Origin of the sequence: Moraxella macacae 0408225 (assembly GCF_000320365.1) — a bacterium.
Lineage (GTDB): Bacteria > Pseudomonadota > Gammaproteobacteria > Pseudomonadales > Moraxellaceae > Faucicola > Faucicola macacae.
This window is the reverse complement of the sequence record NZ_ANIN01000001.1, coordinates 1,121,270-1,146,314: the sequence shown is the minus strand read 5'-3', so window position 1 is coordinate 1,146,314 and position 25,045 is coordinate 1,121,270. Positions and strand designations below refer to the sequence as shown.

At 39.4% G+C, this 25,045-nt stretch carries 20 protein-coding genes and 3 tRNA genes; 10 read left to right on the top strand and 13 right to left on the bottom strand.

The window, feature by feature from the left end; all coding sequences use genetic code 11:
- The first annotated feature begins 1 nt into the window (after position 1).
- Both MOMA_RS05190 and MOMA_RS05185 read left to right on the top strand, forming a co-directional pair.
- Complete coding sequence (locus MOMA_RS05190) at positions 2 to 691, top strand: methionine ABC transporter permease (RefSeq protein ID WP_009767553.1); 690 nt, start codon at positions 2 to 4, stop codon at positions 689 to 691.
- A gap of 223 nt (positions 692 to 914) precedes the next feature.
- Positions 915 to 1,916 (top strand): MetQ/NlpA family ABC transporter substrate-binding protein, encoded by a 1,002-nt coding sequence (locus MOMA_RS05185; protein WP_009767552.1) that lies wholly within the window; start codon positions 915 to 917, stop codon positions 1,914 to 1,916.
- A gap of 94 nt (positions 1,917 to 2,010) precedes the next feature.
- Here MOMA_RS05185 and MOMA_RS05180 read toward each other — a convergent pair whose 3' ends face one another.
- Together MOMA_RS05180 and pheT are read right to left on the bottom strand one after the other, a co-directional pair.
- Positions 2,011 to 2,313 (bottom strand): integration host factor subunit alpha, encoded by a 303-nt coding sequence (locus tag MOMA_RS05180; protein WP_009767551.1) that lies wholly within the window; start codon positions 2,311 to 2,313, stop codon positions 2,011 to 2,013.
- Between the two features lie 206 nt (positions 2,314 to 2,519).
- Positions 2,520 to 4,931 carry a phenylalanine--tRNA ligase subunit beta gene (gene pheT, locus MOMA_RS05175; RefSeq protein ID WP_009767550.1) on the bottom strand — a complete coding sequence of 804 codons (2,412 nt, stop codon included), beginning with the start codon at positions 4,929 to 4,931 and terminating at the stop codon, positions 2,520 to 2,522.
- 256 nt (positions 4,932 to 5,187) lie between these two features.
- Here pheT and dcm point away from each other — a divergent pair, with 256 nt between their 5' ends.
- Entirely contained in the window at positions 5,188 to 6,144 is a 957-nt protein-coding gene (gene dcm / locus MOMA_RS05170) for a DNA cytosine methyltransferase (protein WP_009767549.1), read from the top strand.
- A 51-nt stretch (positions 6,145 to 6,195) separates the two neighbouring features.
- Here the strand turns inward: dcm and dapD are convergent, their stop codons facing one another.
- On the bottom strand, positions 6,196 to 7,035 hold the full coding sequence (gene dapD, locus MOMA_RS05165) for a 2,3,4,5-tetrahydropyridine-2,6-dicarboxylate N-succinyltransferase (RefSeq protein WP_009767548.1): 840 nt from the start codon (positions 7,033 to 7,035) through the stop codon (positions 6,196 to 6,198).
- 386 nt (positions 7,036 to 7,421) lie between these two features.
- On the opposite strand from dapD, the gene clpB reads away from it, so the two are divergent.
- A complete protein-coding gene (clpB, locus tag MOMA_RS05155; RefSeq protein WP_009767546.1) occupies positions 7,422 to 10,004 on the top strand; it encodes an ATP-dependent chaperone ClpB in 2,583 nt (860 codons plus the stop codon).
- Positions 10,005 to 10,175: 171 nt separating this feature from the next.
- Here the strand turns inward: clpB and MOMA_RS05150 are convergent, their stop codons facing one another.
- Positions 10,176 to 11,879 (bottom strand): alpha/beta hydrolase family protein, encoded by a 1,704-nt coding sequence (locus MOMA_RS05150; RefSeq protein ID WP_009767545.1) that lies wholly within the window; start codon positions 11,877 to 11,879, stop codon positions 10,176 to 10,178.
- A 378-nt stretch (positions 11,880 to 12,257) separates the two neighbouring features.
- Between MOMA_RS05150 and MOMA_RS05145 the strand changes: the two genes are divergently transcribed.
- Positions 12,258 to 12,342, top strand: a tRNA-Leu gene (locus tag MOMA_RS05145).
- Between the two features lie 229 nt (positions 12,343 to 12,571).
- On the opposite strand, the gene MOMA_RS05140 is transcribed toward MOMA_RS05145, so the two are convergent.
- The 3 genes from MOMA_RS05140 to MOMA_RS05130 form a co-directional block, all read right to left on the bottom strand.
- Entirely contained in the window at positions 12,572 to 14,605 is a 2,034-nt protein-coding gene (locus MOMA_RS05140) for a UvrD-helicase domain-containing protein (RefSeq protein ID WP_009767544.1), read from the bottom strand.
- Positions 14,606 to 14,861: 256 nt separating this feature from the next.
- On the bottom strand, positions 14,862 to 15,050 hold the full coding sequence (locus MOMA_RS05135) for a hypothetical protein (RefSeq protein WP_009767542.1): 189 nt from the start codon (positions 15,048 to 15,050) through the stop codon (positions 14,862 to 14,864).
- A gap of 134 nt (positions 15,051 to 15,184) precedes the next feature.
- Positions 15,185 to 15,511: a TraR/DksA family transcriptional regulator gene (locus MOMA_RS05130; protein ID WP_009767541.1), complete on the bottom strand. Its 327-nt coding sequence runs from the start codon at positions 15,509 to 15,511 to the stop codon at positions 15,185 to 15,187.
- A 344-nt stretch (positions 15,512 to 15,855) separates the two neighbouring features.
- Here MOMA_RS05130 and MOMA_RS05125 point away from each other — a divergent pair, with 344 nt between their 5' ends.
- The 4 genes from MOMA_RS05125 to ruvA all read left to right on the top strand — a co-directional run bounded on the left by MOMA_RS05125 (position 15,856) and on the right by ruvA (position 19,950).
- Entirely contained in the window at positions 15,856 to 17,055 is a 1,200-nt protein-coding gene (locus MOMA_RS05125; protein WP_009767540.1) for a phosphoglycerate kinase, read from the top strand.
- Positions 17,056 to 17,305: 250 nt separating this feature from the next.
- Positions 17,306 to 17,665 (top strand): hypothetical protein, encoded by a 360-nt coding sequence (locus MOMA_RS05120; protein ID WP_009767539.1) that lies wholly within the window; start codon positions 17,306 to 17,308, stop codon positions 17,663 to 17,665.
- Positions 17,666 to 18,064: 399 nt separating this feature from the next.
- Positions 18,065 to 19,102, top strand: a complete 1,038-nt coding sequence (gene fba, locus MOMA_RS05115) for a class II fructose-bisphosphate aldolase (RefSeq protein ID WP_009767538.1) — start codon at positions 18,065 to 18,067, stop codon at positions 19,100 to 19,102.
- Between the two features lie 233 nt (positions 19,103 to 19,335).
- The gene (gene ruvA, locus MOMA_RS05110; protein WP_040624835.1) at positions 19,336 to 19,950 is read left to right on the top strand and encodes a Holliday junction branch migration protein RuvA; all 615 of its coding nucleotides are present in this window, start codon (positions 19,336 to 19,338) and stop codon (positions 19,948 to 19,950) included.
- Positions 19,951 to 20,000: 50 nt separating this feature from the next.
- On the opposite strand, the gene MOMA_RS05105 is transcribed toward ruvA, so the two are convergent.
- The 3 genes from MOMA_RS05105 to MOMA_RS05095 form a co-directional block, all read right to left on the bottom strand.
- Positions 20,001 to 20,624, bottom strand: a complete 624-nt coding sequence (locus MOMA_RS05105) for an RDD family protein (protein ID WP_009767536.1) — start codon at positions 20,622 to 20,624, stop codon at positions 20,001 to 20,003.
- Positions 20,625 to 20,810: 186 nt separating this feature from the next.
- Positions 20,811 to 20,887 (bottom strand) — tRNA-Arg (locus tag MOMA_RS05100).
- A 152-nt stretch (positions 20,888 to 21,039) separates the two neighbouring features.
- Positions 21,040 to 21,129, bottom strand: a tRNA-Ser gene (locus tag MOMA_RS05095).
- Positions 21,130 to 21,331: 202 nt separating this feature from the next.
- Between MOMA_RS05095 and MOMA_RS05090 the strand changes: the two genes are divergently transcribed.
- Positions 21,332 to 22,138 (top strand): hydroxymethylpyrimidine/phosphomethylpyrimidine kinase, encoded by an 807-nt coding sequence (locus MOMA_RS05090; RefSeq protein ID WP_009767535.1) that lies wholly within the window; start codon positions 21,332 to 21,334, stop codon positions 22,136 to 22,138.
- Between the two features lie 93 nt (positions 22,139 to 22,231).
- On the opposite strand, the gene MOMA_RS05085 is transcribed toward MOMA_RS05090, so the two are convergent.
- The 3 genes from MOMA_RS05085 to MOMA_RS05075 form a co-directional block, all read right to left on the bottom strand.
- A complete protein-coding gene (locus MOMA_RS05085) occupies positions 22,232 to 22,864 on the bottom strand; it encodes a YggT family protein (protein ID WP_009767534.1) in 633 nt (210 codons plus the stop codon).
- Entirely contained in the window at positions 22,864 to 23,745 is an 882-nt protein-coding gene (gene proC, locus MOMA_RS05080; protein ID WP_009767533.1) for a pyrroline-5-carboxylate reductase, read from the bottom strand. The genes MOMA_RS05085 and proC overlap by 1 nt, the downstream gene beginning before the upstream one ends.
- 242 nt (positions 23,746 to 23,987) lie before the next feature.
- Positions 23,988 to 24,887, bottom strand: coding sequence for a LysR family transcriptional regulator (locus MOMA_RS05075; protein WP_009767532.1), 900 nt, complete (start codon positions 24,885 to 24,887; stop codon positions 23,988 to 23,990).
- Between the last annotated feature and the right edge of the window lie 158 nt (positions 24,888 to 25,045).

Below are 25,045 nucleotides of genomic sequence, written 5' to 3'. Positions count from 1 at the left end.
TATGGCAAATGAACTAACTTGGCAATCCGCTACCGACAATCTATGGGCAATGCGCAATGAGATTTGGCAGGCCTTTTGGGAAACGTTGGTGATGGTTGGCATTTCGGTAACCACATCGGTGGTTTTTGGCACTTTGCTTGGCGTAGCCTTGTTTATGACCAACAAAAACCAACTTGCCGAAAACAAATTTCTTTATCGATTTTTAGGCAATATCACAAACTTAATGCGTGCCTTTCCATTTGTGATTTTAATGATCGTGATTATTCCTGCCACTCGCTTGTTGGTTGGCACAACCATTGGCCCTGTTGCTGCCTCGGTTGCCTTAGGCCTTGCTGGGCTGTTTTATTTTGCACGCTTGGTTGAACAAAATCTGCGCGATGTACCAAAAGGCATCATTGAAGCCGGACAAGCAATGGGAGCAAGCACTTGGACGATTATTAGCAAAATTTTGTTGCTTGAGGCTCGTTCAAGCCTTGTATTAAGCATTACCACGCTCACCATTAGCCTATTGTCTTATAGTGCAGCTGCAGGCATGATCGGCGGCGGTGGTCTGGGTGATTTAGCGATCCGTTATGGCTATAATCGTTACCAAAACGACGTCATGATTTTTATGGTCATTTTACTTGTGGTTATGGTCATTATCATTCAAAGCGTGGGTAATTTATTGGCTGAAAAACTCGATAAACGTTAAACTGTGCTTTAATCTTTGCTTTAATATTGTCTTTACTTTAATATTACCTTTGCTTTAATATTATTGTATAAAACCTTATTTTATTAAAAAAATTTTAATTGATTATGAAAAAATTTCATATATTCAATAAAAAATAACATAACAAATTTTTGTTAAATGTGCTAATGTATTGCGATATTTTTTCAACCCTTTTTTTAACCATTTAAGCCCAATGGAGCAGCCTATGCAAACCAAACACACCAAAATAAATCAGCCACTTGCCAAAATTTTTATCACACTTGGTCTATCAGGCCTTGCCCTTGTTGGTTGTAGCAAAACAGAACAAAAACCTGCCGAAACCAGCATTCAAGCATCCGCCCCTGCTTCCGAAACTGCAAGCAATGTCGCAAGCGGTGCAATGACAGACACCGAAACTTCAGGCATTGATCCAAATAAACCTGAAATTGTATTTGGTACAACGGTTGGTGATTTTGGTGATATGGTTAAAAATAGCATTAAACCACAACTTGAAAAACAAGGTTATAAAGTAAAACTTGTTGAGTTTTCTGACTATGTTCGCCCGAATAAAGCCTTGGCAGACGGAGATATTGATATTAATATTTTTCAGCACAAGCCTTACTTAGATACTTTTAAAACCGAGCATAAACTTGATCTTGTAGAAGTCTTCCAAGTGCCAACAGCACCGCTTGGCATTTACGCAGGTAAATTAACCGCCCTTGATCAAGTTAAAGACGGATCAAGTTTGGCTGCACCCAATGATCCAAGTAACTTTGCTCGTGCTTTAGTCATGTTAAATGAACTTGGTTGGATTAAATTAAAAGATGGCATCAACCCCTTAAATGCCTCAAAATCCGATATCGCAGAAAACACCAAAAACATTAAAATCGTTGAATTAGAAGCCGCCCAACTGCCACGCTCGCGTTCAGATGTAGATTTTGCGGTGGTCAATGGCAACTATGCAACCAGTTCAGGCATGAAATTAACCGATGCTTTATTCCAAGAACCAAGTTTTGCCTATGTCAACTGGTCGGCCGTGCGCACCTCGGATAAAGACACCAAATGGGTAAAAGATGTAACCAATGCGTATAATTCAGATGACTTTAAAAAATACGCCCACGAAACCTTCCCAGGTTATAAATACCCTGCAATTTGGAATGAAAACGACAATACTGCTACAGCAAGCAACCAAGATCAGATTGCAAGTGTCGCAAGTACTACTAAATAGCTGATAATCATTCATCAAAAAAAAACCATCTAAAGAAAATTAGATGGTTTTTGTTTTTAGGGCTATTTAATGAACAACACTTAATAAATCGTCATTAAAATAAAGTTCTTGCCACACGTTGACGCATTTTTTGCCCTGCTTTAAACGTTACAACACGGCGTGCTGATATTGCCACCATTTCGCCTGTTTTTGGGTTACGCCCTGGGCGTTGGTTTTTTTGTTTTAATTCAAAATTACCAAAACCTGATAATTTAACCTGATACCCCGCCGTTAAACTCTCTGACAACACACCAAAAAAACTCTCCACAAACAACCGCCCTTCTTGACGCGTCATTGGCAACTGATTAATTAAATATTGCACCATTTCGGATTTGGTTAAGGTGTCTGATGTGTTCATGTCGTTCCTTTTTACAAAATTTATACAAAAAGATACGACATACTTTAGCATATTTTGCCAAAGTTACAAAACAATTTTGCAAATTTTTGGATAAATTAGCCAAAAAATACGATAAAAAGCCTATTCTATCAAAGAAGCAAGCAGATTGATCCTTGTTTTGTAAAAACACCTTACAAATCAACCGATTAACATACAGTTACAAAAAATTAATCTCTTAATACCGCTTGATACTTGTTTGCCAAAGACGTTACAATCGCAGTAAAATTGGCATTAATCAGTTCATCAGACAGCGTGCCGTCATGATCTTGCCAAATCATTGCAAATGCCAAGGATTTTTTATCGGTTGGCAAACGTTCGCCCTCGTACACATCAAACAACCACACATCTTTAAGATGCAGCCCTGCATGCGTGTAAATATCGCCCATTAAATCCTGCACATGCACCGATCTGTCAACAAGCACTGCCATATCACGGCGCACACTTGGAAATTTACTGGGGGCAACAACGGCGTTTTGCTGATCGTGCAATTCAATTAAAGCATTGATATCCAGTTCAGCCACCCACACAGTTGGCAAATCAAGTGCTTGAGCAATGCGTGGGTGTAATTGCCCCAAATAGCCGATTTTTTTGGTGTCTATCAACACATCTGCTCCCTGCCCCGGATGCAAAAAATCAAGCTCACTGCGCACATAACGCACCCGCCCTCCACTCACCAAACACGCAGGCAACACACGCTCCACATCATGCTTTAAATCGTAAAAATCCATACCAGCTTTTACCGTACTGTCAAAAACAAACGGCTGCTCTGGGTTTTGTGTGCCAACAGCGATAAGGGCAAGGGTGTCAATTTGAGACAAACTCTCAACCGTTTCGCCGTCAAATCTAAGCCCCATTTCAAACAAACGAATGCGATTTTGCTGACGATTTAAGTTGTATTTTATACACGGCAATAGGCTTGACAACAAGGTGCGACGCATGACCGCCAAATCAGACGAGATTGGATTGGCAAGCATAAGCGGTTTTGCAAAAACTTGATTATCAAAGTGTTGTTCAATTTTTTCATCGCTAAAGCTAAAACTCACCGCTTCAAAATACCCTGCATTTACAAGGGCTTGCTTGATGGTATCACGGTGTCGTTGCTTGCTGTTGTCATACAAATTTGCATGAAAACTTGGCAAACAATTGGCAATATTGTTATAACCATAAATGCGTGCAATTTCTTCTACCAAATCTTCAGCAATGTTGATGTCATAGCGGTGGCTTGGCGGTGTGCAAATTAAAATATCGCCACTTTCCTCGGTTTTGATTTCAAGTTTTTGTAAAATATCAATACAAATTTTCTTATCAATATTGACACCCAATAACGAATGAATTTTTGCCAATGACACTAAAATTGCATCGCGTTTTGGCAATTGTGCTACATCGTCATGCTTTGTAATATCATGCACATTGGCTTTGCCAAACTCTTTTAATAAAGACACTGCACGGTTTAAAGCAACCTCTGGCAACTCAAAATCCACGCCACGCTCAAATCGTTGCGATGCATCTGTGTGCAAGCCAAAACGGCGCGCCTTGCCAGCAATTGCCACAGGTTTAAAAAACGCACTTTCAATCACGACGTTTTTTGTTGTATCACTCACCGCCGTCCGAAGCCCTCCCATAATACCGGCTAAAGCAATCACGCCATCATCATCACAAATCACCAATTCATCACCGCTTAGCGTAATTTCACTTTCGTTAAGAAGCAACAATTTTTCACCAGCATTGGCAATACGCACATTTATTTTTCCAACAATTTTGTCTTTATCAAACGCATGCAAGGGTTGACCCAACTCCATTAACACAAAATTGGTTACATCTACCAACAGATTTTTTGGTTTTATGCCAGAACCGTTTAACGCGTCCACAATAAATTTTGGCGACTCTACATTAACCACATCGGTTAAAACTTGGACAAAATAACGCGCACAAGCATCACTTAACACGCCAACTGCTTGTTTTTCATTGCCATTTTTTGCAACAGGTTTGGTGTCAAACGGTATGCGAAACGGTAAATTATTGAGTACCGCAAGCTCTCTTGCCATGCCACGCACGCTAAAACAATCACCGCGGTTTGGAGTGATGGAAATATCCAAAATATGATTGTCAAGGTTTAAATACTCGCGTATGTCCATGCCAATCGGTGCATCAACTGGCAAAATTAACAGCCCATCTACGCCGTCATCACAATCAATTTCACTGCCACCGCACAACATACCATGCGACAAAACACCACGCAGTTTATTTTTTTTGATATGAAATGCCTTGCCCTCAATCGGCGGTAATTGTGCCCCAATCGTTGCCACAGGTATTTTTATCCCTACCGCAACATTAGATGCACCACAAACGATTTGCAAAGGTTCGCCCTGACCGATATTTACCATGGTAACTTTTAATTTATCCGCATCAGGGTGCTGTTCCACACTAAGCACCTCGCCTACAACCACACCACAAAAATCACGAGCAACTTTGGTTAAATTATCCAATTCCAACCCTGCCATGGTGAGTTGTTCACCGATTTGTTCAGCCGTTAATTTAGGGTTTACCCATGCACGAAGCCAGTTTTCATTTAATTTCATAACCATCTCTTTTGACAAAAAATTTTTGCAATTTTACCATAAACACCCCCAAATTACCGAATTTTTCCACATTTTTATGGCAATTTTTGGCAAATTCTTTATAAAAAATCTGACATAAAACAAACCAACAAACCAAGCCGATAACAGCACTTAAATCACCAGCTGCTTTGTGCGTTAAAATTGGCTACAATATACATGAGTTCGTATACATGAGTTCGTATACATGGGTTTTATTGAAAAAACTGATTGAGAAACTATGAATTGTGCATCATTTTTTGCAGGTGTTGGCGGTATTGATCTGGGCTTTGCACAAGCAGGATTTGCTACCATTTATGCCAACGAATTGGATAAATTTGCGGTGAAAACCTTAGAACAAAATTTTAATTTTCCAATTGATCATCGCGACATTCACGACGTCAAAACCGACGAAATTCCAGATTTTGACATTTTACTGGCAGGTTTTCCTTGTCAAGCGTTTTCAGTGGCAGGCTATCGTCAAGGTTTTGATGATAAAAAAGGACGTGGCAATTTATTTTTTGAACTGGAGCGGATTTTTTCTAGCAAAAAACCGTCTGTGATTTTTTTAGAAAATGTCAAAAATTTGGTTGGACACGATCACGGTAATACCTTTAAAGTTATTGTAGAAACGCTAAACAGTCATGGTTATCACATCAAACATCAAGTACTAAATGCCAGTGAATACGGTAACATTCCACAAAACCGTGAACGGATTTATATTGTGGGTTTTTTGGATAAAAATGCCTTTGCCAAATTTAAATTTCCAAAACCCATAAAACGCCAAACCAACATTGCCGATATGCTTGAAGCTGAAGAAAATATCGACCCAAAATTTTATTATACCGATAAAACGCCGTTTTTTAGGCAATTGGTTGAAGAAATTAAAGATGCCAATACACTGTACCAATGGCGCCGCCAATATGTAAGAGCCAATAAAAATCAAGTTTGTCCAACTTTAACCGCCAATATGGGGACTGGCGGACATAACGTGCCACTGTTAAATGTACAAGGATTGCCAAGCACCATTCGCAAATTAACGCCACAAGAGTGCTTTAATTTTCAAGGATTTCCAAAATATTTTAACTTGCCAAGCACCACAAGCAATGCCAACTTGTACAAACAAGCGGGCAATAGCGTGGTTGTGCCTGTTATTGCACGCATAGCCGAGCAAATCAAACTTGCGTTACAAAATTAAATCAAGATACAAATTCGGTATTAAGATTTTAGCATTAAAATTTTTACCCAACTACTCTGCACGCAATAATTCATTAATCGAGGTTTTGGCACGAGTCTGTGCATCGACTTTTTTCACAATCACCGCACAATACAGTGAGTGCGATCCATCATGACTTGGCAAACTACCAGCCACCACCACCGAGCCTGCCGGAATACGCCCATAAGTGATTTTACCCGTTGTGCGATCGTATATTTTAGTAGATTGACCGATATACACGCCCATTGAAATCACCGACCCTTCTTCAACAATTACCCCCTCAACAATTTCAGAACGAGCACCGATAAAACAGCTATCCTCAATGATCGTAGGCGAGGCTTGTAGTGGCTCTAACACCCCACCAATGCCAACCCCGCCTGATAAATGCACGTTTTTGCCAATTTGAGCACAACTGCCAACCGTTGCCCACGTATCCACCATCGTTCCTGCATCAACATACGCACCGATATTGACATACGACGGCATCAAAACCACACCCTTGCCAATAAACGAACCCTTACGAGCAACCGCAGGAGGAACAACACGCACGCCTGACTCTTGAAACGCCTGTTTTGTCCAGTTGGCAAATTTTGTTGGCACTTTGTCAAAAAACTGCAAATGCTCACAAGAGGGCATTTGATAATTGTCATTTAAGCGAAATGACAGCAACACCGCTTTTTTTAGCCATTCATGCACAACCCACACACCGTCAATTTTTTCAGCAACACGCAGATCGCCTGTATCTAACCGCTCAAGCACGGTATTAACCGCCTGTTTTACCTCTTCTGGGGCGTTATTTGGACTAAAATCTGCACGGTTTTCAAAGGCGGTTTCGATGACAGATTGTACATTAACAGATTGTAACTTTGACATAACTCTTCCTAAACTTTTTGACTAAAACGTCTATTATCACGGATTTTTGCAAGTTTGGCAAATATTTTACCAACATATTTTGTCAAAGTTAACCACAAAATTTGTGCATGGCTTGGCTTGTTTTTTGGCAGTGGCGTTACTATATTAACATTAACAGCATTAGCATTAACATTAACATTAACATTAACAGCATACATAAATTAAATACAACTTCACCAAATATCACTCAACCAAAATATCACTCAACCAACAGCAAAATGACCTATCAGTCATTATAAACCATTGACAAAATTAAAATTTTAATAATTTTTTCAAAAATTCCCATTGAAAGCATAAATTTTACCCTTATTTATAAATAATCATAAACAACCAATTTAGGAAAAATCATGCAATTTGATAAAATGACCACCACTTTGCAATCCGCCATTCAACAAGCCCAAAGTTTGGCGATTGGAAAAGACAACACCGCCATTGAACCTGTGCATTTGTTATCAGTATTATTAAACGATGCAAGCAACCTTAATATTTATGAACAAGCAGGGGCAAATATTGCCACTTTAAAAGCCTATGTGAAAAAATCACTGGACAATCAAGCAATTATTGCCACACCAACAGGCGATGTGAATTTAAGCCAAACCACAGTCAAAATCTTAAACCTTGCTGACCGCCATGCCCAAAAAGCAGGCGACAATTACCTTGCAACCGATTGGGTATTGGTGGCGTTAGCAGAAACAGGTGATACCGCCAAATTATTAAACAAAGCAGGCGTAAGCGAAGCAAAACTACGCCAAGTCATTAACTTTATCCGTGGAGGCGAAAAAGTGCAACATCAAAACAGCGAAGATCAACGCGATGCATTAAACAAATACACAGTAGATTTAACCGAACGTGCAGAAAGTGGCAAACTCGATCCTGTCATTGGCCGCGATGAAGAAATTCGTCGCACCATTCAAGTATTGTCAAGACGCACCAAAAACAACCCCGTGCTTATCGGTGAACCTGGCGTGGGCAAAACCGCGATTGTAGAGGGATTGGCACAAAAAATCGTCAACGGTGATGTGCCAGAGGGTTTACGCAACAAACGTGTTTTGGCATTGGATTTGGGGGCGTTAATTGCTGGGGCAAAATACCGCGGTGAATTTGAAGAACGCCTAAAAGCGGTATTAAATGATTTGGCAAAATCAGAGGGGCAAATTGTTTTATTTATCGACGAAATTCACACCATGGTCGGAGCCGGTAAATCCGATGGTGCAATGGATGCAGGCAATATGCTAAAACCTGCCTTAGCACGCGGTGAATTGCACTGTGTCGGAGCAACAACGCTTGATGAATACCGCCAATTTATTGAAAAAGATGCCGCACTTGAACGTAGATTTCAAAAAGTCTTGGTCGATGAGCCAACGGTAGAAGATAGCATTGCAATTTTGCGTGGATTAAAAGAGCGCTATGAACTGCATCACGGTGTAGACATTCAAGACAGTGCCATTATCGCAGCCGCTCGCATGAGCCACCGTTATATCACAGATCGCAAATTGCCTGACAAAGCAATTGATTTGATTGACGAGGCTGCAAGCCGGCTAAAAATGGAGCTTGACAGTAAGCCTGAAGCCTTAGGCAAACTGGACAGTCGCCTAATTGGGCTAAAAATGCAACGCGAAGCCTTAAAAAACGAAACCGATGACGGGGCAATTGCCCAGCGTAATTTACTTCACGATCAAATTGCCGATCTTGAAAAACAATACGCCGATTTAAATGACATTTGGCAAGCTGAAAAAGCCCTTGTCAAAGGTTCGCAGGTGCTAAAAGATGAACTTGATAAAGCTCGGATCGCTTATGAAAAAGCAAGCCGTGAAAATGACTATGAAACCATGAGCAAACTACAATACGAAACCATTCCTGATCTTGAAAAACGCCTTGCTAAATCGGATCTGGCTCAAAGAAGTGGATCGGATACCAAACTGCTTCGCAATAAAGTAACCGATAACGAAATTGCCGAAGTGGTTTCTGCCAGTACAGGCATTCCTGTCGCCAAAATGATGCAGGGTGAACGCGAAAAAATGCTTGCTATGGAGGATAAATTGCATGAACGCGTGGTTGGACAAACTGAGGCGGTAACCGCTGTTGCCAATGCTGTTCGTCGTAGTCGCGCTGGGCTTTCTGATCCCAATCGTCCAAGCGGTTCGTTTTTATTTCTAGGCCCAACAGGCGTTGGCAAAACCGAACTTACCAAGTCGCTTGCCAATTTCTTATTTGACGATGAAAACGCGATGATACGCATTGATATGTCAGAATTTATGGAAAAACACAGTGTTAGTCGTCTTGTCGGCGCACCTCCCGGTTATATCGGTTATGAAGAAGGCGGCGTTTTGACCGAGGCCGTTCGCCGTAAACCATACAGTGTTGTACTGTTTGACGAAGTAGAAAAAGCACACCCTGATGTGTTTAACATTTTACTACAAGTCTTAGACGATGGGCGAATGACCGACAGTCAAGGACGCGTGGTGGATTTTAAAAACACGGTGATTATTATGACCAGCAATTTAGGCAGTCATAAAATCCAAGAGATGACAAACGATGGTGAAAACTATGACAACATTAAATCAACCGTGATGGAATCGGTAAATACTCATTTTAGACCTGAATTTATCAATCGGATTGATGAAATTGTGGTATTTCACCCACTTGGACAAGCGGATATGACAGGCATTGCCAAAATTCAGTTAGCCCGCCTAAAACAGCGTTTAAAAGAGCGTGAAATGGGGCTTGAACTAACCGATAATGCAATGAATACCCTTATAGCCGTAGGTTACGATCCGATTTTTGGAGCAAGACCGCTAAAACGTGCAATTCAGCAACAAATTGAAAACCCATTATCAATCAAACTCTTAAGCGGTGATTTTGCACCACATGACACGATTAAAGTTGACGTCGGATCAGATGGGCGTTTAAACTTTGGTAAACATTCCTAGTAAATGTTTTGGTAAATATTTTGGTAATAATTGCCAAATTTCTCACTAAAGGTTTTTAACCAAAGATTTCTCACCAAAATATAAACCGCCACGCCAAATCAAGTTGTCTTAATTTGGCGTGGCGGTTTTAATTTTTATGGCTGTATAATTTTAGCTAAATTAAAGTTTTAGTTAAAACTGTTGAAAAAACGTTCTGGCAGTTGCCATGCAATACGGAGCAAGTGTGCTGTGGTATTTTGCTGCTACCGCTTGGGCTGCAAGCTGTTTTGCCTGCTCTTCAGTTTTGCCATTTTTCATTGCAAAAGCCACTGTGTTTTTAGCCAATGCACCAATGTCTTGACTAAAGGCCAGTTGCATAGCTGCCGCTTGGGTTTTTAGTGCATTGTCGGATACGGTTACCAACCCATGAGTGGCATACACATCGCGTTGGCGTGTCGCTTGGTTACTGATATCCATATCAATCATGCCAAATTGATAGCCGGGCGTTTTGCCACGCAGTCCTTTCCATATGCCATGAGTTAGCGTGGTATTTACATCAAAAAATACCGTCGGATCTTGATTACCACCACACAATACTGTTGGAGCTTGTGGCAAAAATGAACGCAAATCGTTTTCTTTTAATGCCTTACGCAAACCATGTTCAGGTTTACTTGCAACCAAAGGAACAATGCTTGATGCACGCCCATTTTGTATATCAGTAAAATATTGAATCGCCCAATCAGGATTGGCTTTCATATCTGCCAAATATTTTACGCGAAATGGTGTGCTGATTAAATAATTTGCTTTGTCAAAACCAAAACCAAATTTTGGATTGGCAGGTGAAACCGCATCCAATTCAGCATTGCCTGTGTGATTTTGAAATAATGCCAAAAGTGGCAACTTGCCCTTTTGTATTAAATCTTTTTGCAGATCCAAGCGGGTTGGCAACATACCCACAACATCATCAGCGTTTGAGGAGGCAAAAATATCACTTGGTTTTTGGTAAATATTGCCAAATTGTTCTTGATAACTGCGTGCCATCAAAGGTGCAAAAATCGTTCCGCCCAACATCACATTGCCACCAAACACAACATCACCAAAAGCCTCCATTGCATAAGGCCCTGACATTGGCATAATAGCGGTTACAGGCTCTTTGATTTTTTCAAAATAACGTGCGGTTGCAAGTGCCACATGACCACCTTGCGAATAACCCGTCAAAAACAACTTGCCATTGTCTTTTACTTTGGTATTGCTTAATTTTGCCAATACTTCACGCCCTGCTTTTAAGGCATCGCCCATTTCGCGTGATTGTTGATCAGCATTCAGATAAGGGTGATAATTGAGTTTGGATTTATCATAACCTGCATAGTTTGGAGCAATAACAATAAAACCTTGGCCTGCAAAAATATTTGCCATTGATGTGGCTCTAAGCCCAGCTTCGTTGGTTTTATTGCCCACTTCAGCAAAATTAAAGTTTTGCTGTACAGCCGTGCCATGTGCGTGTAATACAACGGGACGATCGCCTTGACAACTTGGATCATTGCCTGTCGGTACAAACACTGCCCCTGTTGCATCGGTCGGTTGTCCTTTGGCATCCAATGTGTCATAGTGCATATATTGTACACTCACACCACATTTTGGTGCACCAATTGCACCAGCTGCGTTTTTCTCAATTTCTTCGCTTGCTTGTTTAATTTGTTCGGCGGTTAGCGTTTTAAAAGCGGTTGCAGGTTCAAGCAATGTGCCTGTTTTTAAGGATTTTACCCCCTGTTTTACTTCAGGTTTTTGCACTTGTTTTTCAGTCGTTGCGTTACTACTGTTGCCACCACCACAAGCAGTCAACAAAAGTGTGCTAAAAACCGTTAAACTTAGGGTATGTAAACGAAATGTTTGCATGACAATCCATCCTTGAAAAATGAAAAAGTTAAAATAAAAATCAACCTAAATACCAATGAAAAACATTGAAATACTCGTTTACAAAAACATACAAAAACAATTGTAAACTTAAACAATATAATGCACTTTTTACCAAAAAATGTCAACCAATTAATCTAAATTTTTCAACCATTTGGTTTTTGTTAAAGCAGTAAGTAATTGATTGTCATAAATTTTTTAAAATTTTTAGCAAATTATACAAAAAATACTTGCCAAACAAATAAAAATCTATATAATAGGCAACCACAAAGACGCAATGGCTTAAATTATGCCTTTAACAGCTTAGTTTAACCGCTTAAGTTTAACAGCTTAGTAGTTAACAGCTAAAACTTAACATTTGGGGACGTGGCGAAATTGGTAGACGCACTGGATTTAGGTTCCAGCGCCGCAAGGTGTGAGAGTTCGAGTCTCTCCGTCCCCACCATATTTATTGGCTTTAGGCTGTGTTTTTGTTACTTTTGGGTAACGATAAAAAACCATCTATTTAGGTGGTTTTTTTGTTGGGTTTTGTTTAGAATGGCTAAACAGTCGCATTGTTAAACAGTCGTCTTGGTTTTTGCATTTTTACCCATGTGCATTTTTACCCATGATAATTTTTTGATTTAGATATAAAATGCATTGCCAAAACAACGCACTTTATCAAGCATAAACTATCAGCTCCCTTGCAACAGGGCTCGAATACCCGCTAAATAATCATCAGGCGTTTTTTTTGGTTGATTGGGTTGTGTGCCTATTGCTTGCAAATGTGGGGCATCTAAATGCTCTTTTGGCAATTCAGCCAAAAAACGGCTTGGCAAACTGGTTCGTATTTCGCCCCCCATACGGCGTTCATGAGCATGCAGCAAGGTCAATTCTTTTTTTGCACGCGTAATGCCAACATACATTAAGCGACGCTCTTCTTCAATGCTGTCTGCCAATATCGAATTTTTATTCGGCAACAAATCCTCTTCCAACCCCATAATATACACATAGTTAAATTCCAAACCCTTAGCAGCATGCAATGTCATCAGATTAACCTTATTGGTATTTTCTTCTTCTTGTTGTTGCTCTAACATATCCAATAAGACAAGCTTACGAATAACCGCATCTATCGTCTTATTATCCTCATCTTCGGCACGATTTATCAGATTTTGAATGCTGTTATATAAAGTTTCTATGTTGTCAAGGCGGATTTTTTCTTGTTGAGGGGTTTTGGCTTCTTGTTTTACCAAATCAATGTAACCTGTTTCCAAAATCATCTGCTTAACCTGTGGCACAGGATCGTCATTTTGGTATAATTCTTGGGTATAATGTTCAATAAAACTGGCAAACTCACTTAATTCCGTCGCTGCTTTTTTTGGCAATGCACAAGCCAAGCCACCATGACTGCTTGCACTCAATAGCGAAATTTGGTGCTCTTGAGCGAACAAACCTAATTTTTCCAAACTTGCTGGCCCCAGTCCACGTTTTGGCGTATTGATAACACGCAAAAAAGCACTGTCATCTTCAGGGTTTAAAATCAAGCGCAAATAACTCATAATATCCTTGATTTCAGTGCGTGCAAAAAACGATGTGCCACCAGATAACTTATACGGTACTTGCAACTGACGCAACTGGGCTTCTAACATACGAGCCTGAAAATTACTGCGATATAACACTGCATAATCTTGCCATTCATTGCCATGCCGTAGTTTGTGCGTAACAATTTCTTTGGCAACGCGTTCTGCTTCACCATCATCACTTGCACATTTGATAACGCGTATCATTTCACCATGACCTTTATCCGACCACAGTTTTTTTTCAAACAAATGTTCGTTATTGGTAATGACTGCATTGGCCGCGTGTAAAATCCGATTGGTAGAACGGTAATTTTGCTCCAATTTTATCACTTTTAACCGCGAAAAATCTTGTTGCAACAATGCCATATTTTCAGGTTTTGCCCCACGCCACGCATAGATTGATTGATCATCATCGCCCACAACCGTAAAACGCGGTTGCACCCCCACCAACAACTTAATCAGTTCGTATTGAGCGGTATTTGTATCTTGGTATTCATCTACAAGCAGATAGCGAATCCGATTTTGCCATTTATCACGCACCTGACTGTTTTGTTGCAAAATTTTGGTAGGCAGTACAATCAAATCATCAAAATCCACCGCATTATACGCTCGCAAATTGCGTTCATACAATTGATACAGTGTGGCAAATAGCATATCTTCAGGATCTTCAAGGGTTTCTGGGGCTTGTTCTGGTGAAATTAAGTCATTTTTCCAATCAGAAATCATTTTTATTGCCTTGCCAATCAACTCTTTGCTCTGCCCTCCACTCATGTTATCTCGCACCATCAAATCCATCAACAAACGTTTGCTATCTTCGCTATCCATGATAGAAAAATTGCCCTTTAAAGGTGCGTGCAACAATTCATAGCGTAAAAATTGTAATCCAAACTGATGAAAAGTAGAAACCGTCAAGCCTTTGGTTTTTTCACTTGGCAACAATTTTTGTACACGAGCTTTCATTTCACGGGCAGCTTTATTGGTAAAAGTTACCGCCGTGATGCGTTCAGCAGGCATATTGCATTGCTCGATCAAATACGCAATTTTTTGGGTAATCACCGACGTTTTGCCAGAACCTGCCCCTGCCAAAACCAATAACGGCCCTGATACATCTTTCATGGCTTCAAGTTGTTGCGGGTTTAATTGCCCCATACCTGCTCCTATTGTATTGTTTTTCTAATTAATCTATTGAATTATTCAACACAAAAATACATTTTTTGGACAACTATTATAAGTGCAAAAATAAAAATAACAATGCAAAATATTGGCTTCTTAGTAAAACTTTTGGTAAAACTTTTAGTAAAAACGCATTGCAAAAAAATAAACGCCGTTATGGCGTTTACTTCTATTTTTGCTGTTTTGTTTTTGTTTTTGTTTTTGCTGTTTTGAATCATTAAAAAAATTCATGTTATTTTGGACTATTTTGAATTTCGCTCAACACACTATCTGACTGGCTTAACGCACCTGTTGGTTCAGACCAATCCCCAGCAAGTTTAAAACAAATTGCCAAAAACAGCATAAGCCCCACTGCCAACAAGCCGTTTTTTAATTGGATTTGACGGTTTTTATTTTTTTGTGTGCTTGTATCCGTTGTCATGGCAATGCTCCTTTGGCTTGCAAAAGTTGGCCTGATTAACAGTTAGCTTAATTAATAAATTAACTTAATTAACAAGTTACCTTAATTAATAAATCAGCTTAATTAATAACCGTTAAAAACCATTTAAATATCGCTTATTTAGCATGAGTCATACATTTGGTTGCATATGGCACGATATCAAGGCGTTTTTCTTCAATATCCTCACCACAATCACTACAAATGCCATAGCTGTCATTTTCCAATCGCATTAATGCACTGTTTACCAAATCTAAATTATATTCAGCTTCCAACAAAAGATTTTTTCGCATGTCATTTTCAGTTGCTGACACAGCTTGATCGTCCCAGTGTTGGTTTAACTCATCTGGTGGGTGATGAATATGGTCGGTGATTTTTTGAATGCGAGTTTCGTATTCAGTTTTTAAATCCAACAAATCGGCTTTGTGTTTGGCTAAATCACTCATGACTTTATCTCCATTAACTCACAACAAACAAAATTTACAACAAACGATACGTTTAAAAAACAATGAGTTTAAAAACAATGAGTTTTAAATCTGACAAAAACTTTACAATTGTTACGGCTATTATTCAGCAAAAATTCACAAAATGCAACCATTATTTACAAAACCAAATTTACCAAACCAATTGCTAAAATTTTGTCATTTTTGTTGATAAATCAACCATAAAAAAATTATCTTGCTAAAATTTATATCCGCTTGTCATATTATGCTACAATACTGGGTATTTACTTTCATGTTGCTTTACTTTCATGTTACTTTATGCCACCAAACAAAAAAGGAGCAAGGCTATGCAATTTTTACGTCTACAAGATCTTGATTTAACAAACAAAACCGTTTTAATCCGCGAAGATCTAAACGTGCCAATCAACAACGGTAACATTAACAGCGATGCTCGCCTAAAAGCAAGCCTGCCTACCATTGAGCTTGCCTTGCAAAAAGGTGCAAAAGTCATCATTTGTTCGCATTTGGGTCGTCCAAATCCAAACAATCCTGAAGAAAAATACTCACTTGCTCCAATTGCTGCTTATTTAAGCGAAAAACTCAATCAAACTGTCAAATTTGTCAATGATTATTTGCAAAATGGCGTGGATTTTGGTGATAGCAACGTGGTTTTATTGGAAAATGTGCGTTTTAATAAAGGCGAAAAACAAAATGACGAGGCCTTAAGCCAAGCCTACGCCGATTTGTGCGATGTGTTTGTGATGGACGCATTTGGCACAGCACATAGAGCCGAAAGCTCAACAGCAGGCGTTATTGATAAAGCCAAAATAGCATGTGCAGGGTTATTGTTAGCAAATGAATTGGACGCCTTAGGTAAAGCGTTAAACAACCCCAAAAAACCAATGCTTGCAATTGTTGGCGGATCAAAAGTTTCTACTAAATTAGATGTTTTAACCAATCTTGCCAAATTGTGCGATCAGATTGTCGTTGGTGGTGGCATTGCCAATACATTTTTGGTGGCAAACGGTGTCAATGTTGGTGCATCACTGTATGAAGCCGATTTGGTAGAAACCGCCAAAAAAATCATGCAAGATACCGATGTGTTGTTGCCAACTGAAGTGGTTGTGGCTAAAAAATCACAAATTGATTTTGATGACTTTTTAGGTTCGCTTGAAACCGCGGATGCGGTGGTTAAATCCGTCAATGACATCAATTGCGACGAAATGATTTTGGATATTAGCCAAGACAGTGCCAATCAGATCGCACACGCAATTTTAAACGCCAAAACCATTATTTGGAATGGGCCTGTTGGTGTGTTTGAAGTGGATAAATTTGGTATGGGCACACAAATTCTTAGCCAAGCGGTTGCCAATAGCGACGGCTTTAGCATTGCAGGTGGCGGCGATACCCTAGCAGCCATTGACAAATACGGCGTAAACAACAAAATAAGCTACACCTCAACAGGAGGCGGAGCGTTTTTGGAATTTGTGGAAGGCAAGCCCTTGCCTGCCGTTGTTGCACTAAAACAAAAGTTTGTTAATTCTTAATTGATTGATTTCATTAAAATTTTTCGCAAAAATAACCATGCTTATCTCAAAAAAGCGTATTAAACAAATTGTAAATTTGAGTTAATATTTGTTGTAGCAAGTTTAACTTGAATTGTCAAAGCATTTTTTTTTGAGTAAAATATAAAAAGTTGTCGCAGTTATTTTGTACGCTGTGTTTTATTATTTTTAGTGATTTGTTTTTTAAATACACTCATTTTCTAAAGACTTATTTTTAAATATAGGAATAACTATGTTAAAACGTAATTTATTATTGACTTCTGCTTTGGTTGCGACTTTATCAATTACCGCTTGTAGCCAACAAACCCAAGAGGCCGCCAAAGAAACCGCACAAAATGCAAGTCAAGATGTGGCATCAGCCGTTGAAAATGCTCCTGAAAACGTAGAACACACTGCCGAAGCAATGGGTGATGTGGTCGCATCAGCAGCCGATGCAACCGCCAGTGCCGTTGATGCAGGAGCTCAAACTATGGTTGATGGTGCAGAAAAAGCAACCGCCGCCACAGCAAATGCAGTCGCAGATGGTGCAAACGCAGTGGCAAGCGGTGCCGAGGCGATTGCTAACGATGTGCCTGAATCACAAAAATACTAATTTCAAAAATACCAATTTTTAACACGTTAACTTTTAGCACGTTAACCATATGTCTTAACAAGTAATGCATCTTAACAAGCACTGTTAAAAAACAATGTTTGTTAAAAAGCAATGTTTGTTAAGAATTTGTATGGTTAAAAATAATGTTAATCATATTAGCGTAACACAAAAACCCAAAAATTTTTGGGTTTTTATTTGGGTAATTTTTAGCAAATAGCGACAACCCTAGGTGATTTGATGCAAAAACTTGTTAAATACAATGTTGTTAAATACAATGAGTTTTGCTATACTCACCAATTCAATATCTTACAAAAATTTCTTACAAAAACAGTTAAGTTACAGTCAAATCATTGCCAAAATTTAACAAAAAAGTCAATTTAACCAACAAGCGAGATCAACATGGCTCTCATTTCTTTACGTCAATTATTAGATCACGCCGCCGAAAACAGCTACGGCGTGCCTGCTTTTAACGTCAATAACCTAGAACAAATGCGTGCCATTATGATGGCAGCCGAAGAAACCAACTCACCTGTTATCGTTCAAGCATCAGCAGGTGCTCGCAAGTATGCAGGTGCACCATTTTTACGTCATTTAATTTTAGCAGCCGTAGAAGAATTTCCACACATTCCTGTTGTCATGCACCAAGATCATGGCACAAGCCCTGATGTATGCCAACGCTCCATTCAACTTGGATTTAGTTCTGTAATGATGGACGGATCGTTAAAAGCCGATGGCAAAACACCTGCTGATTATGACTATAACGTAGCAGTTACGCGTGAAGTTGTGAAATTTTCACATGCTTGTGGTGTGTCAGTAGAGGGCGAAATTGGGGTGCTTGGCAGTCTAGAAACAGGCATGGCAGGTGAAGAAGACGGCGTGGGTGCAGAGGGCGTGCTTGATCATTCACAATTATTAACCTCGGTGGCAGAAGCACGTCAGTTTGTGGTCGATACCAATGTCGATGCACTGGCAATTGCAGTTGGTACAAGCCACGGTGCATACAAATTCACCCGCCCACCAACAGGCGATATTTTGGCAGTGGAGCGTATCCGCGAAATTCATGAAGCCTTACCGAATACCCACTTGGTCATGCATGGTTCAAGCTCTGTGCCACAAGAATGGCTAAAAATCATCAATGAACACGGTGGTCAAATCGGTGAAACATACGGCGTGCCTGTAGAACAGCTTGTTGAGGCAATTAAACATGGCGTGCGCAAGATAAACATTGACACCGATTTACGTTTGGCAAGCACAGGAGCGGTACGCCGTTTTATGGCCCAGCACCCAGCTGAATTTGATCCGCGCAAATATTTAAACGAAACCATCAAGGCTATGAAAGATGTCTGCGTGCAGCGTTACATTGCTTTTGGCACAGCAGGCAATGCAAGCAAAATCCGCCCCATCAGCCTAGAAAAAATGGTAGAATATTATAAATAATTTTTATACGATAAGCTAAGTTAACAAAATTTAAGTTAACAAAATAAAAGTTGGTTGAGTGAATAATTCAGCCAACTTTTGTTTTAAACTTTTGTTTTAAACTTTTGTTTTAAACTTTTGTTTTAAACTTTTGTTTTAAACTTTTGTTTTAAACTTTTGTTTTAAACTTTTGTTTTAAACTTTTGTTAAGCGACAGACATTTTAAAAAAGCAAGCATTTTAAAAGGCAAAAACATGATTGCAAAAATTCACGGCAATGTTGAACACTTACACGCCCCCACAGTCATCATCATGACTAAAAATGGTATTGGTTATGAGGTTGAAATACCATTGAATGTTTTTTGCCAATTACAAATTAACCAACCAATCAGTCTTTGGACACAGCTTATCGTGCGAGAAGACGCCCATTTATTGTTTGGATTTTTGACCTATCAAGAACGAGAATTATTCCGCCAATTGCTAAAAATCAACGGCATTGGAGCAAAAATGGCATTGGCAATTTTATCAACATTAAGCCTTAGCGAACTTAAGCACTACGTAACACAAGGCGACGAAACCGCTTTAACTCGCATTCCTGGCGTTGGTAAAAAAACCGCTCAACGTTTGTTGGTAGAATTGGGTGATAAAATCAAGCATTTAAGCACAGAACCACCAACATTCAACACAAACCTTGCAGACACATCACCGAACTTAGAAATATCCATCATCGCTGAAGTAAAAGCAGGCTTGATGGCATTAGGCTATAAAGAAAACGAATCTCAACAAGCAATTAAAATTGCCAAAGCCAAGCTAAACGACGAACTGACCACGCAAAATTTGTTAAAATTGGCATTAAAAAGTTTGGCTTAAACCTAACAAAATTTGCAATAATGAGTGCAATTATTGTTTACGAAACGAAATTATTGTTTACGAAACGATGCAAACAATCCCTCGTGTTCAATTTTAGGCATTTTCATGGTTACCGTGTCTGACAACATATCATGCACCGCAACCCCCTGCTTATTTACCCATGCGAACCAATAATTAAACAAAAAACCCATAAACGCACTAAACAACACCGCTTGACGACTGCCATGCAACCACGAACCCAAAATAGCACACAAAGCAGGCAACAAACACGCCGCCAAAATCCGTTTTACCGTTTGCTTCCAACGCAATAACGATCCATCACGATTCAAGGTTTTTAGTCGCCATGTTTGCATTCCCAATGTTTGTCCAGATTTGCGTAAAAACACCCCATAAAAACCAATCAAAGTCAACACAAAAGACGGTGTTAACACAAAATTTTGATACCAAGAGGGCAATTCGGTGGCTTGTTGCGATGTTGTGCCAACAGGCAAAAACAGATGCGTACCGAGCACCACAAGCAACATCGATACAAAAAACAACAAAGCCAAAATCAACATGCCATCGTACAACATAGCGAGCAATCGCAACGCAGGCTTGGCAATCACAGGTTGTTCATCAGAGATTTTTGGGGAATAGATGGGTTTTGTCGATTGGGTTGATTTTGGTGAATTCATAGCAATTTGGTAAATTTATGATTAAAGGCATAATTTTACCTTAAAAAATAAAAAAACCAACTGTTTTTTTACCAAAACCAACTGGGCTAGAATTTTTGGCATAAAAAAATCGCTCTTGAGCGACTGTTTCTTAATTTTTTGGGGTTTTGATATTCATTGTTTTTGGTTTAATTGGCTTTAGTTTAGTGGCGCGCCCGGAGAGATTCGAACTCCCGACCCTCAAGTTCGTAGCCTGATGCTCTATCCAACTGAGCTACGGGCGCTTAAACTAAAATCTTTAAGCAAAGATTAACAGCTGTTAATTAACTTGTTTAAAGTGGTGCGTATTATAAATTTAATTTATAAGGTTGTCAAGCATTTTTTTAGTTATTTCAACTTATTTTTTTGCTATTTTCTTTTTTCTTATTAAAGAAAATGGCGGTGACGGAGGGATTCGAACCCTCGATACAGTTTCCCGTATGCAGCCTTAGCAGGGCTGTGGTTTCAGCCACTCACCCACGTCACCAAATTTTAACAACACTTAATTATTTACAACACTTAGCATTTAACAATGCTTGGCATAATGCATAACGCTCTATGTTGTGGGAAAGCATTATAGCAAAGTTTGCTAAGAATGCAAGTTATTTTTGCAATTTTTTTTGGCAAAATGCGAATTTTTTTGCTAAAATCTTATTAATTTCGGCTAATCAAAACAATAAGGGGTAATTATGCGTGCGACGGTATTGTGTTTTTCAGGACTTGACCCATCAGGCGGTGCAGGTTTACAAGCAGACATCGAATCAATTGGACAAGCAGGCGCCCATGCAAGCGTGGCTTGTAGTGCAGTAACCGTGCAAAATTCTCAACAAGTTTTTAGTTTTGAAAGCTGTTCGGCTGATTTGGTAAAAGCACAAGCCTTGGCGGTTTTGCAGGATTTGTCCGTCAAAGCGGTTAAATCTGGCATGCTTGGTACAACGGATAACATTGCAATGTTGGCAGAATTGTTCGCATCAAACCAAATTGCCAAAGCCACGCCGTATGTGCTAGATCCTGTATTGGTAGCAAATAGCGGTGGATCGCTTGGTGATAAAGCAACATTGGTCGGTGCATTTAGTGCGTTATTGCCATTTGCCAGCGTGGTAACACCAAACAGTCATGAATTGCGCGATTTGACAGGAATTGACAATTTGCATAAAGCAGCAAAAGACTTGTGCGAACGCGGAGCAAAAGCGGTATTGGTAAAAACAGCACACGACAGCGACAGCCAAGGAATTAAGCAGTTTTTGTATCAACAGTGCAATGATGATGTTAGCCTGATTTATCAAGCGGTTTTACCGCGCCTGGCAGGAGAATTTCACGGTTCTGGCTGTAGTTTGGCAAGTTTTATTGCAGGGCGGTTGGCAGTTGGCAATCATTTGGTAACGGCTGTGCAATTGGCAGATATTTGGATCAATCAAGTATTAAAAGCAGCCGACAAACCACACCCCAATGACAAAAACGCCCAGTTAATTCCCAAGCGTTTTTACTATCGGTAACCTTTATTAACAACAATTTTTATTAACAATATTTTTATTAACAATATTTTTATTAACATTAGTTTTTATTGCCAATCATTGGTTTAATTCAGTTTAAAGGTTAATTAAATAAACACCAAAAGTTTTTACCATCAGTTCTAACAAGATAATTAAGAAAAACCCAATCATAGGCGCCAAATCCAACATGCCTGTTTTTGGTAATAACTTGCGAAATGAGGTGATTAACGGCTCACTTAGGCTGGCCAATAACAGCAAAGCTGGGTGAGCTTTATTTCTAAACATCACAATCCAACCAATCACAAATGAAGCAATGATGAGATTTTTACATAAACGCAAAAAATCCACAACCAACGTAACACTTGCAACAAAAAACAGCATAAAAGGTGAATAATAACGATGCAAATGATCAATCAGAGCCATATTATAATCGGTACTGTGAAACAATCCGATGTTTTGGCTGTCAAGTTGCATTACATCTAACACACCCCATATAAAAATCAGACGCAACAAAAATAACAATGCCACCGCAGACAAACTTATCCGTCCACCACCTAAAGTTGGAAAAATCCGTGCAAACACATCTACCACTTGGGTGATTCGATAGATGCTTTTGGCATACGGATCTTTACGCTCCACATTTGCAAATTGGATCATAAAGCGAAAAAATAACAACAACATCACCGATCCTACGACAATATCAAAAATTGTTGCAATCAAATATGTCATTACACCAACCCTTTGCCAAGTTCAACGGATCGCACAACACAAGCCTGCATTGCTTTATCAAGAGTTTCACCCAACTGTTGTTTGTCAAACACACAAATCGCTGCATGGGTTGTGCCGTTAGGCGAGGTTACTTTTTGGCGCAATACGTTTGGTTCGTCATCACCTTGTAAGGCCATCACCGCTGAACCAAGGGCGGTTTGTATGGTAAGTTGTTTGGCCTGTTCATAACTTAAACCCAACTTTTCACCTGTGCGTATCATGTGTTCAAATACATAAAAAAAGTAAGCAGGAGCTGATCCTGATACAGCAGTAACCGCGTGCAACAAATCCTCATTTTTCACCCACAACACTTGCCCTGATGCAGATAAAATCGCGGTGATAATCACCTTATCCGCTTCTACAACATTGGCAAACACGCCTGTTGCCCCTTGTTGTATCATCGCAGGAGTGTTTGGCATTGCTCTTGCTAAACGGATATTATCGCCCAATAGCTCCTGCAAACGCTGTAATGACACGCCTGCCAAAATAGAAATTACCAGTTGTTGTGAAAACGCTTGGCGAATTGGCGTTAATGCATCAACAACAACTTGCGGTTTAATTGCCAAAATCACCACATCGCTTTGGCTAATCTGCGTATTAACCGCCGAAAGATCATTGATATCAATAGAGGCAACGCCTTGATTGGCAAAATATTCACGCTTTTTTGCACAAGGTTCAATCACCGTCAACAAATCAGCATGAAAACCCTTTGCCAACAAGCCTGTAATCAAGGCTTGAGCCATATTTCCGCCACCGATAAAGGTAATTTTTTGGTAAAATTGAGAAGGTTGTAAAGGGTGTGAAAGTTTGGCAACATCATCAAGCATAACATTATCAAGCATGGCTGTCTTCTAATTATGGTTAAAAACGCTAGTTTAGCACAAAACCAACCAATTCACAAAAGCGTTATTATGTGTGTTTTTAATAAACCCTAAACCCCATTGCTACAAAAAATTGTATTAATAAAATTGTATTGAACAAAAAAGCAAAAAAAACGGACAAATTATTTATCCGTTTTTTTATTAAACAGTTTTTAACATATTAAACAGTTTTTAACAACTGATTTTTTAACAACCGATTTTGATTAATTTTTTTCAAAATATTTGGTTAATACTTCTAGACAACGTACGACTTTTGCAGGTTGTTGTTCGCGACGCGGTGTAACGGCATATAGCATATAGCTTGCCAATTGATAAGTTGGCAATACTTCTACCAAATCACCATTTGCCAGTTCTTTTTGTGCATCCAGCGACATAATACGAGCAATGCCCTGACCTTCTTTTGCCAAAGCAATGGCTAATTGTACATTGTTGGTTTCGATGCGAGTTGGTACTTTTACGCGCACTTTTTTGCCATTTTCAACGCTAATCATATCCAATACTGCAGGATCTTTTACCAAAGTAAGGCCGATCATTTGTAAGGCTACCAAATCTTTTGGATCGGTGATTTTTTCATGTTGGCGTAGATAATGGGGCGATGCAACCAACATCGGACGCACTTCGGTCAACGGATAAACCGATACGCTTGTGTCATTGGTATTTGGCGACATACGCACCGCAATATCAATGCGCTCTTCGATCATATCTACATACTGGTTATCCGCTTCAAAATGGATATTTAAATCATCGTGGGCTGACATCCAAGTTGACAACGCAGGCAAAATATGGTTTACGCCCAATTCTGGTGTGGTTGCAATGCGTAGGTTACCCGCCAATTCATCACGCAACTGATGGACACGAATACGTCCTTGTTCTGCAGCCTCCACCACATCTTTGGCACTTTCGTAAAAACTTGCACCTGCTTCAGTCAAGCTCAATTTGCGTGTCGAACGGTGCAACAACACCACACCCATATCCTGCTCTAGTGAACGAATTTGTTGGCTAACTGCACTGGTTGTAATACCCAATTCTTTGGCGGCACCGCTAAATGATGCATGACGAACAACACTTGCAAACACAGCCATGCCTCTTAAATTATCTAACATATAATCACCTAACTCTATCTTGTTAAAAGGAATTGTTATTATATAACATTTTTTTCATATTTTAAATAATCTAAACAGCTTTATTTGCCACTTTCCTTATGAATTTTACTCAACTGATAATTTAAGAAAACTAATTCTAAGCTAAATATCGGTTGTTT